Annotated in this window: 15 protein-coding genes; 6 read left to right on the forward strand and 9 right to left on the reverse strand. The window is 71.1% G+C overall.

Annotated elements, in window-relative coordinates:
• Positions 1-71: 71 nt before the first annotated feature.
• From ID574_RS30725 to ID574_RS30735, 3 genes are read left to right on the forward strand one after another with little or no spacing between them, the layout of a single operon-like run.
• Positions 72-869, forward strand: coding sequence for a PaaX family transcriptional regulator (locus tag ID574_RS30725; RefSeq protein WP_188192480.1), 798 nt, complete (start codon positions 72-74; stop codon positions 867-869).
• A complete protein-coding gene (locus ID574_RS30730) occupies positions 866-1,642 on the forward strand; it encodes an enoyl-CoA hydratase-related protein (RefSeq protein WP_188192763.1) in 777 nt (258 codons plus the stop codon). Before ID574_RS30725 ends, ID574_RS30730 begins: the two co-directional genes overlap by 4 nt.
• Positions 1,639-3,867: a polysaccharide lyase 8 family protein gene (locus ID574_RS30735; protein WP_223167238.1), complete on the forward strand. Its 2,229-nt coding sequence runs from the start codon at positions 1,639-1,641 to the stop codon at positions 3,865-3,867. Before ID574_RS30730 ends, ID574_RS30735 begins: the two co-directional genes overlap by 4 nt.
• Here the strand turns inward: ID574_RS30735 and ID574_RS30740 are convergent.
• The 6 genes from ID574_RS30740 to ID574_RS30765 form a co-directional block, all read right to left on the reverse strand.
• A complete protein-coding gene (locus ID574_RS30740) occupies positions 3,827-4,345 on the reverse strand; it encodes a DNA-3-methyladenine glycosylase I (RefSeq protein ID WP_262496076.1) in 519 nt (172 codons plus the stop codon). The two genes, ID574_RS30735 and ID574_RS30740, sit on opposite strands and share 41 nt — an antisense overlap.
• 29 nt (positions 4,346-4,374) lie before the next feature.
• Positions 4,375-5,301 carry a hypothetical protein gene (locus ID574_RS30745; RefSeq protein ID WP_188192482.1) on the reverse strand — a complete coding sequence of 309 codons (927 nt, stop codon included), beginning with the start codon at positions 5,299-5,301 and terminating at the stop codon, positions 4,375-4,377.
• An 81-nt stretch (positions 5,302-5,382) separates the two neighbouring features.
• Positions 5,383-5,967 carry an LOG family protein gene (locus ID574_RS30750; RefSeq protein ID WP_188192483.1) on the reverse strand — a complete coding sequence of 195 codons (585 nt, stop codon included), beginning with the start codon at positions 5,965-5,967 and terminating at the stop codon, positions 5,383-5,385.
• A gap of 11 nt (positions 5,968-5,978) precedes the next feature.
• Positions 5,979-6,776 carry an LOG family protein gene (locus ID574_RS30755; RefSeq protein WP_188192484.1) on the reverse strand — a complete coding sequence of 266 codons (798 nt, stop codon included), beginning with the start codon at positions 6,774-6,776 and terminating at the stop codon, positions 5,979-5,981.
• Positions 6,777-7,016: 240 nt separating this feature from the next.
• Positions 7,017-8,072 (reverse strand): succinyl-diaminopimelate desuccinylase, encoded by a 1,056-nt coding sequence (dapE, locus tag ID574_RS30760; RefSeq protein ID WP_188192485.1) that lies wholly within the window; start codon positions 8,070-8,072, stop codon positions 7,017-7,019.
• Positions 8,072-8,905: a 2,3,4,5-tetrahydropyridine-2,6-dicarboxylate N-succinyltransferase gene (locus ID574_RS30765; protein ID WP_188192486.1), complete on the reverse strand. Its 834-nt coding sequence runs from the start codon at positions 8,903-8,905 to the stop codon at positions 8,072-8,074. The genes dapE and ID574_RS30765 overlap by 1 nt, the downstream gene beginning before the upstream one ends.
• Positions 8,906-8,948: 43 nt before the next feature.
• On the opposite strand from ID574_RS30765, the gene ID574_RS30770 reads away from it, so the two are divergent.
• Positions 8,949-9,764: a hypothetical protein gene (locus ID574_RS30770; RefSeq protein WP_188192732.1), complete on the forward strand. Its 816-nt coding sequence runs from the start codon at positions 8,949-8,951 to the stop codon at positions 9,762-9,764.
• A gap of 273 nt (positions 9,765-10,037) precedes the next feature.
• Here ID574_RS30770 and ID574_RS30775 read toward each other — a convergent pair whose 3' ends face one another.
• The 3 genes from ID574_RS30775 to fdxA all read right to left on the reverse strand — a co-directional run bounded on the left by ID574_RS30775 (position 10,038) and on the right by fdxA (position 12,283).
• Positions 10,038-10,700: a DUF4178 domain-containing protein gene (locus ID574_RS30775; protein ID WP_223167239.1), complete on the reverse strand. Its 663-nt coding sequence runs from the start codon at positions 10,698-10,700 to the stop codon at positions 10,038-10,040.
• A 92-nt stretch (positions 10,701-10,792) separates the two neighbouring features.
• Complete coding sequence (gene dapC / locus ID574_RS30780; protein ID WP_188192487.1) at positions 10,793-11,863, reverse strand: succinyldiaminopimelate transaminase; 1,071 nt, start codon at positions 11,861-11,863, stop codon at positions 10,793-10,795.
• 93 nt (positions 11,864-11,956) lie between these two features.
• A complete protein-coding gene (gene fdxA, locus ID574_RS30785; RefSeq protein ID WP_080047500.1) occupies positions 11,957-12,283 on the reverse strand; it encodes a ferredoxin in 327 nt (108 codons plus the stop codon).
• Positions 12,284-12,388: 105 nt separating this feature from the next.
• On the opposite strand from fdxA, the gene ID574_RS30790 reads away from it, so the two are divergent.
• Both ID574_RS30790 and ID574_RS30795 read left to right on the forward strand, forming a co-directional pair.
• A complete protein-coding gene (locus tag ID574_RS30790) occupies positions 12,389-12,619 on the forward strand; it encodes a putative acetyltransferase (protein ID WP_188192488.1) in 231 nt (76 codons plus the stop codon).
• A gap of 17 nt (positions 12,620-12,636) precedes the next feature.
• Positions 12,637-13,701: an ABC transporter substrate-binding protein gene (locus ID574_RS30795; RefSeq protein ID WP_223167240.1), complete on the forward strand. Its 1,065-nt coding sequence runs from the start codon at positions 12,637-12,639 to the stop codon at positions 13,699-13,701.
• The last annotated feature ends 41 nt before the right edge of the window (positions 13,702-13,742 follow it).

Consider the following 13,742-nt stretch of genomic DNA (forward strand, 5'->3'; position numbering starts at 1 on the left):
GTCCCATTCTCCCGCATCGAGAGCGCTCATGGGTAACGATCTCCTCCCAGAATGCGTTGTCGAGCCGTGCGATGACGTCCAAACTGGACTGCGTGCACGCTCGCGCCGCTCTCTTCGACCTCTACGGAGACCACCTGCGCTCGCGTGGTGGGCAGGCGTCCGTCGCCGCGCTCGTCCGGCTCATGAAACCCCTGGAAATAGCGGCTCCAGCCGTCCGCACGGCGGTTTCACGCATGGTGCGGCAGGGATGGTTGCGGCCTATCAGGCTCCCCCAAGGGGCCGGTTATGCGCTCACGCCGAAATGCGTGCGGCGGCTGGATGAGGCGGCGTTGAGAATTTACCGAGCCGGGACTTTGACGTGGCACGGCCGCTGGCACATGATCGTCCTGGAGCCGGTCAAGGAGCGGCCTCGCAGAGAGCGGCTCAGGGCCGACCTGACGTTCCTCGGCTACGCGGCGTTGTCGGAGACGACCTGGATCGGTCCACGCTCCTCGATCGAGCTGGACAACCTGCTGGAGGGTGAGGGCGTGCGGGCCGACAGGTTCGACGCGGCGCTCGAGGGCGACCCGCGCGAGCTGGTCGCGCGGGCATGGGATCTTGACGCCATCGGCGAGGCGTACGAGCAGTGGCACGCCGAAGCTGTCACGCTGATCAGCACGTTGCCCGAGTCGGCGCCTGACGACCAGGTGTTCGCCGCCAGGAGCAGGCTCGTGCACGGATGGCGCAACTTCCTGTTCCGCGACCCTGGCCTGCCGCCCGAGCTGCTGCCCGCCGGCTGGCCGGGAGAGAAGGCCAGGGCCTACTTCGAGCAGGAGGCCGCCAGGCTGCTGCCCGCAGCCGCCGCGTTCGTCGACAGGGAGTTGATTTGATCCGCTACGACGTGGCCGACGCCGTCGCCACCATCACGCTCGACCGCCCCGACGCGATGAACTCGCTGACCGCCGAGCTCAAGGGCGCGCTCCTCGACGTGCTGAGCCGCGCCGCGGGCGACCCCTCGATCAGGGCCGTCCTGCTCACCGGCTCGGGGCGGGCCTTCTGCGCGGGCCAGGACCTGCGCGAGCACGCCGACAACCTCGCGGCGGGCCGCGGCCTGGCCGACACCGTCCGCGAGCACTACAACCCGATCGTGGAGCTGATCACCACCATGGCCAAGCCCGTGGTGGCCGCGGTCAACGGCGTGGCCGCCGGGGCGGGCGCGTCGCTGGCGTTCGCCTGCGACCTACGGGTCGCCGCCGACGACGCCAAGTTCGCGCTGGCGTTCGCCGGCATCGGGCTGGCTCCTGACTCGGGCGCGTCGTGGACGCTGCAGCGCCTCGTGGGGCTCGGCCGCGCCGCCGAGATCATGCTGCTCGGCGAGCCGCTCGACGCGGCGCGGGCGCTGGAGCTGGGCGTGGTCACCCGGGTGGTGCCCGCCGCCGACCTGCTGAAGACGGCACAGGAGCTGGCCGTACGCCTGGCGCAGGGGCCGACGCTCGCGTACGCGGCCACCAAGTGGGCGCTGGCCTACGCCGCCACGCACGCGCTGCCCGACGCGCTGGCCATGGAGGCCGATCTGCAGGACAAGTGCGCGGCCACGAAAGACCACCACAACGCCACCCGCGCCTTCCTCGCCAAGGAACGCCCCACCTTCAACGCCCAGTGACGGGGGTCTTCGAGGCCCTCCGGGCGACCGCGCTCGACCTGCTCACCGGCGGCGACGTCGACGTCTCCGACCCCGTCTACGCCCGCCCGGTGGCCAGGCTGAGCGAGAGGGCCGGCAGCCGGCTGGCCGCGATGGAGCCCGGCCGGCTCTGGCCCGACCTCCCGCCGGCCGACAGCCCGGGTAACGTGACCGGCAGCCACGCCCGTCTGCGGCTGATCGCCACGGCCTGGGCCACGCCGGGCACCGCACAGCACGGCGACGACACCGTGGCGGCGGCCGTGGTGGACGCGCTCGACGTGCTCTACGAGCGCCACTACAACGAGGGGCTCCCGGAGACGGGCAACTGGTGGTTCTGGGAGATCGGCACGCCGAGCCACCTGAGCCGGACGTGCGTGCTGCTCGGGGACCGGCTTGACGACGCCAGGCGGAAGGCGTACCTGGCGGCGATCGACCGGTTCTGCCCGGACGCCGACCGCCGCGCCGGCAATCCCGAGGCGTCCGAGAGCGGTGCGAACCGGGCGGACAAGGCGTTCGCCGTCGCGTTCCGCGGCCTGGCCGGGCACAGCGCGGAGAAACTGGCGCTGGCCCGCGACGGGCTGTCCGACGTGCGCGGCGGCGGGCGTCACAGCGTCTTCGGCCACGTCGAGTCCGGTGACGGCTTCTACCGGGACGGGTCCTTCATCCAGCACGGCGACCTGGCCTACACGGGCTCGTACGGGCTTTCCCTCCTCATCGCGGTCGCCCACACGCTGGCGCTGCTCGACGGATCGCCCTGGGAGGTGACCGATCCCGGGCGGAGGGTGGTGCTGGACGCGGTGGAGCGGTCGTTCGCGCCGTTCGTGCACGACGGGCTGCTGATGGACACCGTCAGGGGGCGGGCGGCCACGCGGCAGACGTTCTCCGACAGCGTGGCCGGGCACGGCGCGACCGGAGCCGTGCTGCTGCTGGCCCGGTGCGCGCCCGAGCCGTACCGGAGCCGGTTCAAGGAGCTGGCCAAGGGGTGGATCGAGCGCGGCTGGCACCGCCCCTACCTCGACCACGCCGACGTGCCGGAGACTCGGCGGGCGGTCGCGGTGCTGAATGACGAGAGCGTCGAGGCCGCGCCGGGACCGGTCGGGCACTTCGTGTTCCCGTCGATGGACCGGGTGGTGCACCGGCGGCCCGGCTGGTCGTTCGCGATCAGCCTCTCGTCGCGGCGGATCGCCGCCTACGAGGCGATCAACGGGGAGAACTTACACGGCTGGTACACCGGCGACGGCATGACCTACCTCTACACCCGCGACCTGGGCCAGTTCGGCGACGACTTCTGGCCGACCGTGGACCCGTACCGGCTGCCGGGCACCACGGTGGACACGCGCGAGCGCGAGGACCTGTCCTTCCGCGCCCACCGCCCGGACAACGCGTGGGCCGGCGGCGCGGTGCTCGACGGCCGGTACGGCGCCGCCGCGATGGAGCTGATCGGCGACGGGACCGGACTGCGGGCGCGCAAGTCATGGTTCTGCCTGGACACGGCCGTGGTGGCCCTGGGCAGCGGCATCACCGGCGACGGCGGCCACACCGTCGAGACCGTGGTGGAGAACCGGGCCACGGACGCGGAGCCGTACCTGGGGGACGGCTGGGCGCACCTGCCCGGAGCGGGCGGCTACGTCTTCGACGGGGCGCGGACGCTCGTGGAGACGCGGACCGGCAGGTGGCGCGACATCAACGCGGGCGACGACACGAGCGGTGGGCGCAACCCCGTCACGCGGCGGTACGTGACCTTCTGGTTCGACCACGGCGTGGACCCCGTGGACGCCTCCTACGCCTATGTCCTGCTGCCCAACGCCTCACGCGAGCGCACGCGGGCCTTCCGCGGCACGCGTCCCGTCCGGGTGGCGGCCAACACCCCCGGCGTGCAGGCCGTCCGGGCGCGCGGGCTGCTGGCGGCGACGTTCTGGGCGGCGGGCGAGGTGGACGGCGTCGGCGTGGACGCGCCCTGCGTGGTGCTCGTGCGCCGGGCCGGCGGGCGGATCCACCTGGCCGTGGCGGACCCGAGCCGGACCGTGGAGACGGTGACCGTGACGCTCGACCGCCCGGCACGCGGCGTCGTCCGGGCCGACGACACCGTCACGGTCCGGCCGTGCACCCGTCCCGCCGTCACCGTCGCGCTCGGCGGGTCGCAGGGGCGCACGCACGCGGCCGAGCTCAGCGTGACCGCGCCACGCACTCCTCGAGGTGGTCGTTGACCAGGCCGATGGCCTGCATCAACGCGTAGGCCGTGGTCGGGCCGACGAAGCTGAAGCCGCGCTTCTTCAGCTCCTTGGCCAGCGCCGTGGAGCCCGGGGTGGTCGCGGGCACGTCGGCCATCGTCTTCGGCACCGGCGCGTCCGGGTCCGCGTAGCGCCACACCAGCTCCGACAGGCCGCCGGGAAGGTCGAGCGCGGCCCGGGCGTTGTTGATCGCCGCCTTGATCTTGGCGCGGTTGCGTACGATGCCGGCGTCGCCCAGCAGCCGCTCCACGTCGCGCTCGGTGTAGGCGGCCACCTTGGGAATGGAGAAGCCGTCGAAGGCGGCGCGGAAGTTCTCCCGCTTGCGCAGGATCGTCAGCCAGGACAGGCCCGACTGGAACGCCTCCAGCGCCACCCGTTCGAAGACCGCGTCGTCGCCCTTGAGCGGGCGGCCCCACTCCTCGTCGTGGTAGGTCAGGTAGAGCGGGTCCGTCATGCCGGGCCAGGAGCAGCGGATCGGCTCGCTCACGAACGCCCGTCCGCGTCCTTGCCCGACGAGGCCCGCACGGGCTCCTCCCGCCCTTCGGCCTCCTCGCCGTCCCCGTCCTTCTTCTGGTCGGCACCCGGCTCGTCGCTCTTGTCCGTCTCCTCCGCCGTGGCCCGCTCGGGCTCGTCGGCGGACGCGTCCGGCAGGCCTGCGGACGCCTCGGGCAGGCCGGCATCCGGCACGGCGGGCGGCTCCTCGGCGGGCTCGTCCGGCCGAGCGACGGCCGTCTCACCGGCGGAGGGCTCCTCGGAGTTCGCGTCGAGCCGCCCTCCGGCGGACTCGCCGTTGGCCGTGGCCGGGTCGCCTTCGGCTGTGCCCGGGTCGCCTTCGGCTGTGGCCGGAACGCCGTCGGCTGTGGCCGACTCGCCCTTGGCCGTGGCCAGGGCGCCGTTGGTCGTGGTCGGGGCGTCGGGTGCGGGCAGGCGCCACTCGGGGTCCTCCGGCGGCCGGGTCAGCTCCACGCCACCGTCCCACGACACCGCTGCCCCGCTCGCCGACACGGGGTCGCCCGACTCCGAGAGCTCCCTGGCGACGGCCGGGGCGTCGGGCGAGTGGTCGGTGCGCAACCCCGCGCCCGGCGCCGCGTACACCTCCTGACGCGCGTGCAGCCGGCTGGCCAGCAGCTCGGAGACCCGCTGCTCCAGCACCGCGATGCGGGTGTCGCGTGCGCTGATCGCGCTGGCGGCCCGGCGCAGGGTCTCGTCGACGCTCGCCGTGTGGTATCCGACCAGGTTGACCGGCAGTTGGAGCGCCATGAAATCGACCGCCGTGAGCTGCCCCGGATCCGGCAGGTCGAGCGGGGGCACGTCGGGCGGGAACTCGGTCAGCTCACCGCCCCGGCCCAGGGAGACCAAGACCACGCAGGCCAGGATGGCGATGGCGGCGATGGCGAGTATGACCAGCACATTGGCATCGTACTCACACCATCGGGGCACGAGTCCCGCTATTGCCTCAGCTGGTGCGTCTCCGGGCGGCGAGCGCCCAGGTCAGCCGGCGGACTCGCCGAGCTCGGCGACGCTCGGCCGGACCGGGTGCGTGCGGGCCTCCAGGTGCGCGAACGCCTCTTCGACCGTCGTGGTCCAGGAGATCGCGTCGAACGTCTCCGGACGGGTGAAGCCCTCGTCGTACAGATGGTTCATCAGCTTCCTGAGCGGGTCGTACAGACCCCACGGGTCGAGCACCACGAGGGGGCGGTGGTGGATGCCGAGCACGCGCGCGGTCCAGATCTCGAACAGCTCCTCCAGCGTGCCGATGCCGCCCGGCAGCACCAGGAACGCGTCCGAGCGCGCGTCCATGAGGCCCTTGCGCTCACGCATGTCCGCGGCGACGACCAGCTCGTCAGACTCCTCATCCGCGATCTCGATGTCCACCAGGACCTGCGGGATCACGCCGATCGTGCGCGCGCCGGCCGCCCGGGCGGCCGAGGTGACGGCGCCCATGCAGGAGACCGTGGCACCGCCGCTCACCAGGGTGTGGCCCCTCTTGGCGAGCTCGGTGCCGACGTGGCCGGCCAACTCGATGTACTTCTTGTCGATGTGCTGACTCGAGGCGCAGAAGACGCAGATGTTCACGGGGAAGCAGCCTATTGGGGCTCCGCGGTCTGTACGGCGGCGGCCTCCAGCTCCTCGTCGCGCTGCTGGGAGCGGGCCAGGTCGGCGTCCACGATGATCCGCACGGCCTCGTCCACGTCGTCGGTGACGTGGATCAGGTCGAGGTCCTGAGCCGCGATCTTGCCGGTGCCGAGCAGCGTGCCCTTGATCCACTCTGTCAGCCCGCCCCAGAACTCCGTGCCCATCAGCACCACGGGGAAGGAGGTGACCTTGTGGGTCTGCACCAGCGTGAGCGCCTCGAACAGCTCGTCCAGCGTGCCGAAGCCGCCGGGCAGGGCGATGAAGCCGCACGAGTACTTCACGAACATCGTCTTGCGCACGAAGAAGTAGCGGAACTCGATGCCGAGGTCGACGTAGTCGTTCATGCGCTGCTCGAAGGGCAGCTCGATGCCGAGCCCGACGGACACCGCGCCGTCGACCTCGCTCGCGCCCCGGTTGGCCGACTCCATGACGCCGGGCCCGCCACCCGTGATCACGGCGTAGCCGGCCTCGGCGAGCGCCCGGCCGAGCGCCTGGCCCATCTGGTAGTCGGCCGAGTCGACCGGCGTGCGCGCCGAGCCGAACACCGTGACCGCCGGCGGCAGCTCGGCCAGCTGGCCGAAGCCCTCCACGAACTCGGCCTGGATGCGCAGCACCCGCCACGGGTCCATGTGGACCCAGTCGGAGGGGCCCTGCCGGGCCAGCAGGCGCTGGTCGTGGGTGGAGCTGGGGACGAGTTTGCCGCGGACGAAGGCCTGACCCTGGCGGCGTTCCCGACGTATCTGTTCCATGTGGATCACGCTAGTCCCTCTCGCGCACGGCCGCTTTCACGCCCGCGCCCCTACCCGTGTGGGGCCTCAGGCTGCCTCCCGGGGATGAATCCCCAGGTAGCGGGGCACGAATGGCCGTCTAAAAAATCTTGAAGAAACCGTGGAACCGGATTTCGGCCAGCCCGCGTCTAACTGATCGAGGGTGCTGCTCGGGACTGAAAGTGGTCTTCCCCGCCAAATGGCCGGCGAGGAGGGCCACTTTCATTTTGTCAGCCAGTTCACCATCGCGCGCTCGCTCTCGACGATCTTCGACAGCGAGACGTACTCCCCTTGCTGGTGTGCGAGGTTCGGGTCGCCGGGGCCGTAGTTGACGGCCGGCACGCCGAGCGCGGAGAAGCGGGCCACGTCCGTCCACCCCAGCTTGGCGCGCGGCACCCCGCCGACGGCCGCTGTGAACGCCGCCGCCACCGGGTGCGTCAGCCCCGGCCTGGCCCCGGGCGCCGCGTCGACGAAGCTCACCGCGAAGCCGTCGAACACCTCCCGCACGTGCTCCTGGGCCTCTTCGATCGACAGGTCCGGCGCGAACCGGTAGTTCACCGTCACCACGCACAGGTCGGGGACCACGTTGCCGGCCACGCCGCCCCGCACGCCGACCGCGTTGAGCCCTTCGTGGTATTCGAGCCCGTCGACCACCGGCCGCCGCGGCTCGTACGCGTTCAGTCTGGCCAGCACCGGCTCGATGCCGTGAATGGCGTTGACCCCGAACCAGGACCTGGCGCTGTGCGCCCGCTTGCCCGTGACCGTGATGTCGGCGCGCAGCGTGCCCTGGCAGCCGCCCTCGATCACCCCGTCGGTCGGCTCCATCAGCACCGCGAAGTCGGCCGACAGCCAGTCGGCGTGGTCTCTGGCCACGCGGGTGAGGCCGTTGCGCTCGGCCTCGACCTCCTCGCAGTCGTAGAAGACGTACGTGACGTCCTTGTCGGGCGCGGGGACGGTGGCCGCCAGCTTGAGCGCGACCGCGACGCCGGCCTTCATGTCGGACGTGCCGCACCCGTACAGCAGGTCGCCCTCCACGTGGCTGGGCAGGTTGGCGGCCACGGGGACGGTGTCGATGTGCCCGGCGATCAGCACGCGCTCGGCGCGGTCCAGGTCGGTGCGGGCGACGATCGTCTCGCCCGATCTGTCCACCTTCAGGTGCGGCAGCGCGGAGAGCGCCCTTTCTACGGCGTCGGCCAGCGCCTTCTCGCCGCCGCTCACGGACTCGACGTCCACGATCGCTGCGGTCAGCGTCCGCACGTCCTGCGTCAGGTCCAGCATCAGGCATTCACCCCGTGTTCCCGCAGCACCTCGTTGAGCGCCGCCTTGTCGTGCCGCTGCCCCGGCGCCAGCCGCTTGATCACCAGCACGCACGGCAGCCCGAACGTGCCCCCGGGGTACTCCTTCTGCCGGGTGCCGCCGACCGCCACGCACCAGTCGGGGATGCGGCCGCGCGCCAGCTCGTCGCCGGTCTCCACGTCGATCACCGGAATCGAGCCCGACAGGATCGTCCCGGCCCCGACGACCGCGCCCCGGCCGACCCTGGCGCCTTCGACGATCATCGCCCGGCTGCCGATGAGCGCGTCGTCCTCGACGACGACCGGCACGGCGTTGGGCGGCTCCAGGACGCCGCCGATGCCGACGCCGCCCGACAGGTGCACGTTACGCCCGATCTGCGCGCAGGATCCGACGGTGGCCCATGTGTCGACCATCGTCCCTTCGTCCACGTACGCGCCGATGTTCGTGAACGAGGGCATCAGCACCACCCCGGGCGCCAGATAGGCGCCCCAGCGGGCGATCGCGCCGGGCACCAGCCGCACCCCGTCGAAGGAGCTCTTCAGCGGGACCCTGTCGTGGTGGTGGAAGTCGCCCACCTGCGAACGGGCCATGCCGAGCACCTTGAACGCGAGCAGGATCGCCCGTTTGGCGCGCTCGTCGACCACCACCTCGCCGCCCACCAGGCGGGCCGCTCTGGCCACGCCCCTGTCGAGCAGGTCGACGGCGCCGACGACCAGGTGGCGCGCGTCGACGTCGGCCGGCGACAGCTCCGCGCGCCGCTCCCACAGCTCGTCGATGGCCGGGGATATCGGTGAGGAGGTGGTCACGTCACTCATGGCCACGGAGCTTATCCGGCCGGGTAGGTTTTTCAGCGTGCGCATGCGGTTCTCCCGTGGAGTCATCACCATCGCGATCATCGTGATCGTGCTCGCCGTGGGCATTTCCGTGGGTTTGGTCAAGCTGCTGGAGAAGGCCCCGCACCTGGCGGCGCCGCCGGAGGCCAGCTGCACGGTGCGCACCCCCGCGGGCGAGCGCGTCCTCGACCCCGAGCAGGCGCAGATCTCCGCCACGATCGCCGCCGTCGCGGCGCGTCGCAAGCTGCCCGAACGGGCCGTGGTCATCGCGTACGCGACCGCGATCCAGGAGTCGAAGCTCTACAACCTCCCCTTCGGCGATCGGGATTCCGTGGGCGTGTTCCAGCAGCGCGAGTCGCAGGGCTGGGGCACGAAGGAGCAGATCATGGACCCGGTCTACGCGACGAACAAGTTCTTCGCCGCGCTGGTCAAGGTGAAGAACTACCGCAAGATCCCGCTGGCGGAGGCGGCCCAGGCGGTGCAGCGTTCGGCGGGCGGCTACGCGTACGCGCCGCACGAGGAGGAGGCCAAGATCCTCGCCGCCGCCTTCACCGGGCGCGTGCCGCAGGCCGTGCACTGCTGGTATCCGACGGCCACCAGGACGCCGGCCCCCGAGCCCAAGACCTCGGAGGCGCGCAGGCAGCTCACCAGGGCGCTCGGGAGCACGGCGATCGTCTCGAAGAAGCGAGGGTGGCTGATCGCGGCCTGGTCGGTGGCCCATGCGGAGAAATACGCGCTGAGCCGGGTCCGCTACAGCGGGGCCGCATGGTCGAACGACGTCGAGGCGGACGGCTGGCGGCCCGCCGGGACATCGGGCACCACCCAGGTCGAACTGTCCTAGCGCCCACCCGGCCGGCGGTCGTTCGGAGGGACGGCCGTACTCCGGCTGAGGTCCTTTGAAGGGAGAAGAGCGGAGACGGGTGTGCGGGAGTCCTGAGGGCGGGGGTGGCTCCCCCGGGCGCGGTGCGGGGATGTCGTCCGCTCTTGCGGTCGGCCTGGGCGGGGTTGCTTCGGGGGCACCGATCCGATGCGTCCTTGGACGGCATTGCGCGCAAGGGAAGGCGCATTGCCAGAGGACACGTGCCCGTCCGCGTGGCGGCCCCGGCCGGGTGGGTCAGGAGGCGCGGCGGACGATGGTGATCGAGCCCGGCGGGAGGGGCTGGGCGTAGCTGGCGGTCCAGGCGCTGCCCTGGATGCGTTCGAAGGAGAGCAGCCGGCCGTCGGAGGCTCGATAGTCGGCGAAGTCGAGCAGGCCCCGGTCGGGGTTGCCGGTGTCGCCCTCGCTCCGGAAGGCGGCCGTGCCCCGCTCGATGGGGAAGAACTCCACGCCCTCCATGATCAGCATGCTCTTGGCCGGGACCATGCCCTGGGTGGGCACGTCGGTCCAGAGCAGCACCTCCAGGTGGGGCGGATCGCCGTCGCGCACCTCGACCGAGAGCCATTGGAACCGGCGGGAGCTGTCACGCAGCAGGTATTCGGTCCACTGCTGCCCCTGCCAGGAGATGTGCATCGCGCCCAGCACACGCGCGGGCGAGCCGTGCACCTCGATCCGGTCCCCCACCCGGATCGTGCGGGGGTCGGTGTAGTCGGTGCCGGCATGCCCCGGCGCGCTCACCGGTGCCGGCATCGGGCTCTCGACGGGAGCGACCTCGACCGCCGGCGGCGGCGTGCTCGTACGGCCTTTCCTGTCTTGCCTCAAGGTGGCCCAGAAGGCCCCAAGCAGCAGCAGGACCAGGGCGATGCTCAGCCCGAGTACGACCATGGAGGTCATGCTCATCGATCAGCTCGCTCCACTCGCGGTCTGTCTCGGCATAAGCCCTTATCGATTTATGCGCGTCAAGCCGATATGGCTTGCTATGACGGGCGATCCTACTGGAGGCGGCGGACCGCCGCACTGATGCGTTCGTCAGTGGCGGTGACGGCGATGCGGATGTGCCGCTCACCTGCCGATCCGTAGAAGTCACCCGGCGCGACCAAAATGCCGATTTCGGAGAGCTTACTTACTTGGTCCCAGGCGTTCTGTCCGTTCGATGCCCAGAAGTACAGCCCTGCCGTCGAATGGTCGATGCGCCAGCCGGCCTGCTCCAGCGCCGGGCGCAGCAGCGCGCGGCGGGCGGCGTAGAGCTCGCGCTGGGCTTCGGCGTGCGCGTCGTCCGCGAGCGCGGCCGTCATCGCCGCCTGGACCGGGGCCGGCATCATCATGCCCGCGTGTTTGCGGATCTCCAGCAGCCGCTTGACCAGGACGGGGTCGCCCGTCACGAACCCGGCGCGGTAGCCGGCCAGGTTGGAGCGCTTGGAGAGCGAATGGACGGCGAGCAGCCCCTCGTGGGAGCCGCCGCAGACGTCGGGATGGAGGATCGAGACCGGCTCGTCTTCCCAGCCGAGCTCGATGTAGCACTCGTCGGAGGCCACGATCGTGCCGCGCTCGCGAGCCCAGGACACGATCTTGCGGAGGTGCTCGACGGGCAGCACCCGCCCCGTGGGGTTGCCGGGCGAGTTGACCCAGAGCAGGTCCACGTGCTCGGGGCCCAGCGCGAGCGTGCTGTCGGAGGCGGTGGCCACCGCCCCGGCGAGCCGGGCGCCCACGTCGTAGGTGGGGTAGGCCAGCTCGGGGAAGACCACGCGCCTGGCGCCCAGGTAGGTGGGCAGCCAGGCGACGAACTCCTTGGAGCCGATCAGCGGCAGTATGTCCTGCTGCTCGACGGCGACGCCGTGCCTGCGCCGCAACCACCCGGCCGCGGCCTCGCGCAGCGCCTTGGTGCCGTGGGTGAAGGGGTAGCCGGGGCTGTTGGCGGCCTGGACGAGGGCGTTCTGGACGACCTCGGGCACGGGGTCGACCGGCGTGCCGACCGAGAGGTCGACGATGCCGTCGGGGTGTGCGAGCGCGCGTTCTTTGTACGGATCCAGCCGGTCCCAAGGGAAGTCGGGCAGGTTGTTCACGGTTCTCCAGGGTGTTGCGTTCCGTACGAGAAGCGCACGCCGATGGGGCGCATCCGGCCTGGATGGCCCCCGCGCACGGCGTGTCGGGACCGGCTAGTGGTCCTCGCCCTGCGGCGGCAGGGCGGCCACGACCGGGTGGTCCTTGTCGATCTTCCCGACCTTCGAGGCGCCGCCGGGCGAGCCGAGGTCCTCGAAGAAGTCCACGTTGGCCTTGTAGAAGTCCTTCCACTGCTCGGGAAGGTCGTCCTCGTAGAAAATCGCCTCGACGGGGCACACAGGCTCACACGCGCCGCAGTCCACGCACTCGTCGGGGTGGATGTAAAGCATGCGCTCGCCCTCGTAGATGCAATCGACGGGGCACTCCTCGATGCACGCCTTGTCCAGGACGTCCACGCAAGGCTGCGCGATGACGTAGGTCACCTCGAGCTCCTTCTTCTCCGCACCATGGCATGAGTCTGACCGCGGTTTGCTACGCCCTAGTATTGCCGTGCTTGCCAGCTGGCCGAAACGGAGGGTGGCAAACTCGTGGCCGCACGCCTTGTCATCGCGATCACAAGTCAGGATATCGGCGCACGGATTACCACGCGCAGGCGCGTCCCTGGCGGGTTTCGCGACGTTGTGGGGATTCTGGAGTCCTGGGAGGCGGGCGTCCTGCGCGTACGTAAAAAAGACGGCACGATTGTGGAGATTTCCGAGGAGACGCTGGTGGCGGCCAAGGTCGTTCCGGCCGCGCCTCCTCGACCTGGGCGGATGTAACGGTAAGTATTCACTGTGTGACCGTACGTACCTGTGCCGCCGCAGCAGCCATCCTCGCCAGCGCCGGATGCGGCGCGTCGTCCACAGAGCCGACGCCGGCCAGGGACCTGCCGCCCGTCAACGTTCAGGCGGGCTCGCTGAAGGGCGGCTTCGCCACCATGGAACGACTCGTCGAGGCCGCCAAACGCGAGGGCGAGCTCAACGTGATCGCGCTGCCCCGTGACTGGGTCAACTTCGGCGAGGTCATCGACACCTTCGCCGACAAGTACGGGCTCAAGGTCAACGAGCTCGAGCCCGGCGCGAGCAGCCGCCGCCAGATCGACGCGGCCGCGCAGCTCAAACCCGACGTGTTCGACCTGACGCTGGACGTGGCCGTCAAGGAGGCCGCGCGCTTCGCCCCGTACAAGGTGCGGGGCTGGCTGGACCTGCCCGACCACATCAAGGACCCGTCCGGCGCCTGGTACGCCGCCTACGGCGGCTACATGTCGATCGGGTACGACCCGCGCGCGGTCAAGCCGCCCGCCTCCTTCGCCGACCTGCTGCAGCCCGGCTACCGCGTGGCGCTGGACGGCGACCCGCTGCGCTCGGCGTCGGCGTTCGGCGGCGTCATGGCCGCCTCCATGCGGTCCGGGGTGCCGCGGCCGGAGCAGGGCGTCGCGCTGTTCGCCAAGCTCAAGCAGGCCGGGCGGCTCACCGACCCGGCCAAGGCCAACACGATCGTGGCGTGGGACCACCTCAACGCGGCCCGCAGCGCCGCGCATTCGGACCGCTGGAAGGTGACGATCCCGCGGGACGCGCCGCTCGGCGGCTACCACGTGCAGGCGATCAACAAAGCGGCCCCGCATCCGGCCGCCGCCCGGCTGTGGCAGGAGTTCCTGTTCTCGGACGAGGGCCAGAACCTGCTCCAGAAGGGCTGGGCGCGGCCGGCGCGGGGCGAGGCCATGGCCATGAAGGGCACGCTCGACGCCGAGCAGGCCGCGAAATTGCCCAAGGCGCCCGGGCCGCCCGTCCTCATGACGATTCCGCAGGCAGACGCGGCGAAGGCGTACTTGAAGAAGGTATGGGCGAAGAGTGTGGGATGAGTCCGATGTGACTTGATATGTCGTAGGGACGATCAGGCTCT

The organism is Nonomuraea sp. SYSU D8015, assembly GCF_008065375.1.
Classification (GTDB): domain Bacteria; phylum Actinomycetota; class Actinomycetes; order Streptosporangiales; family Streptosporangiaceae; genus Nonomuraea.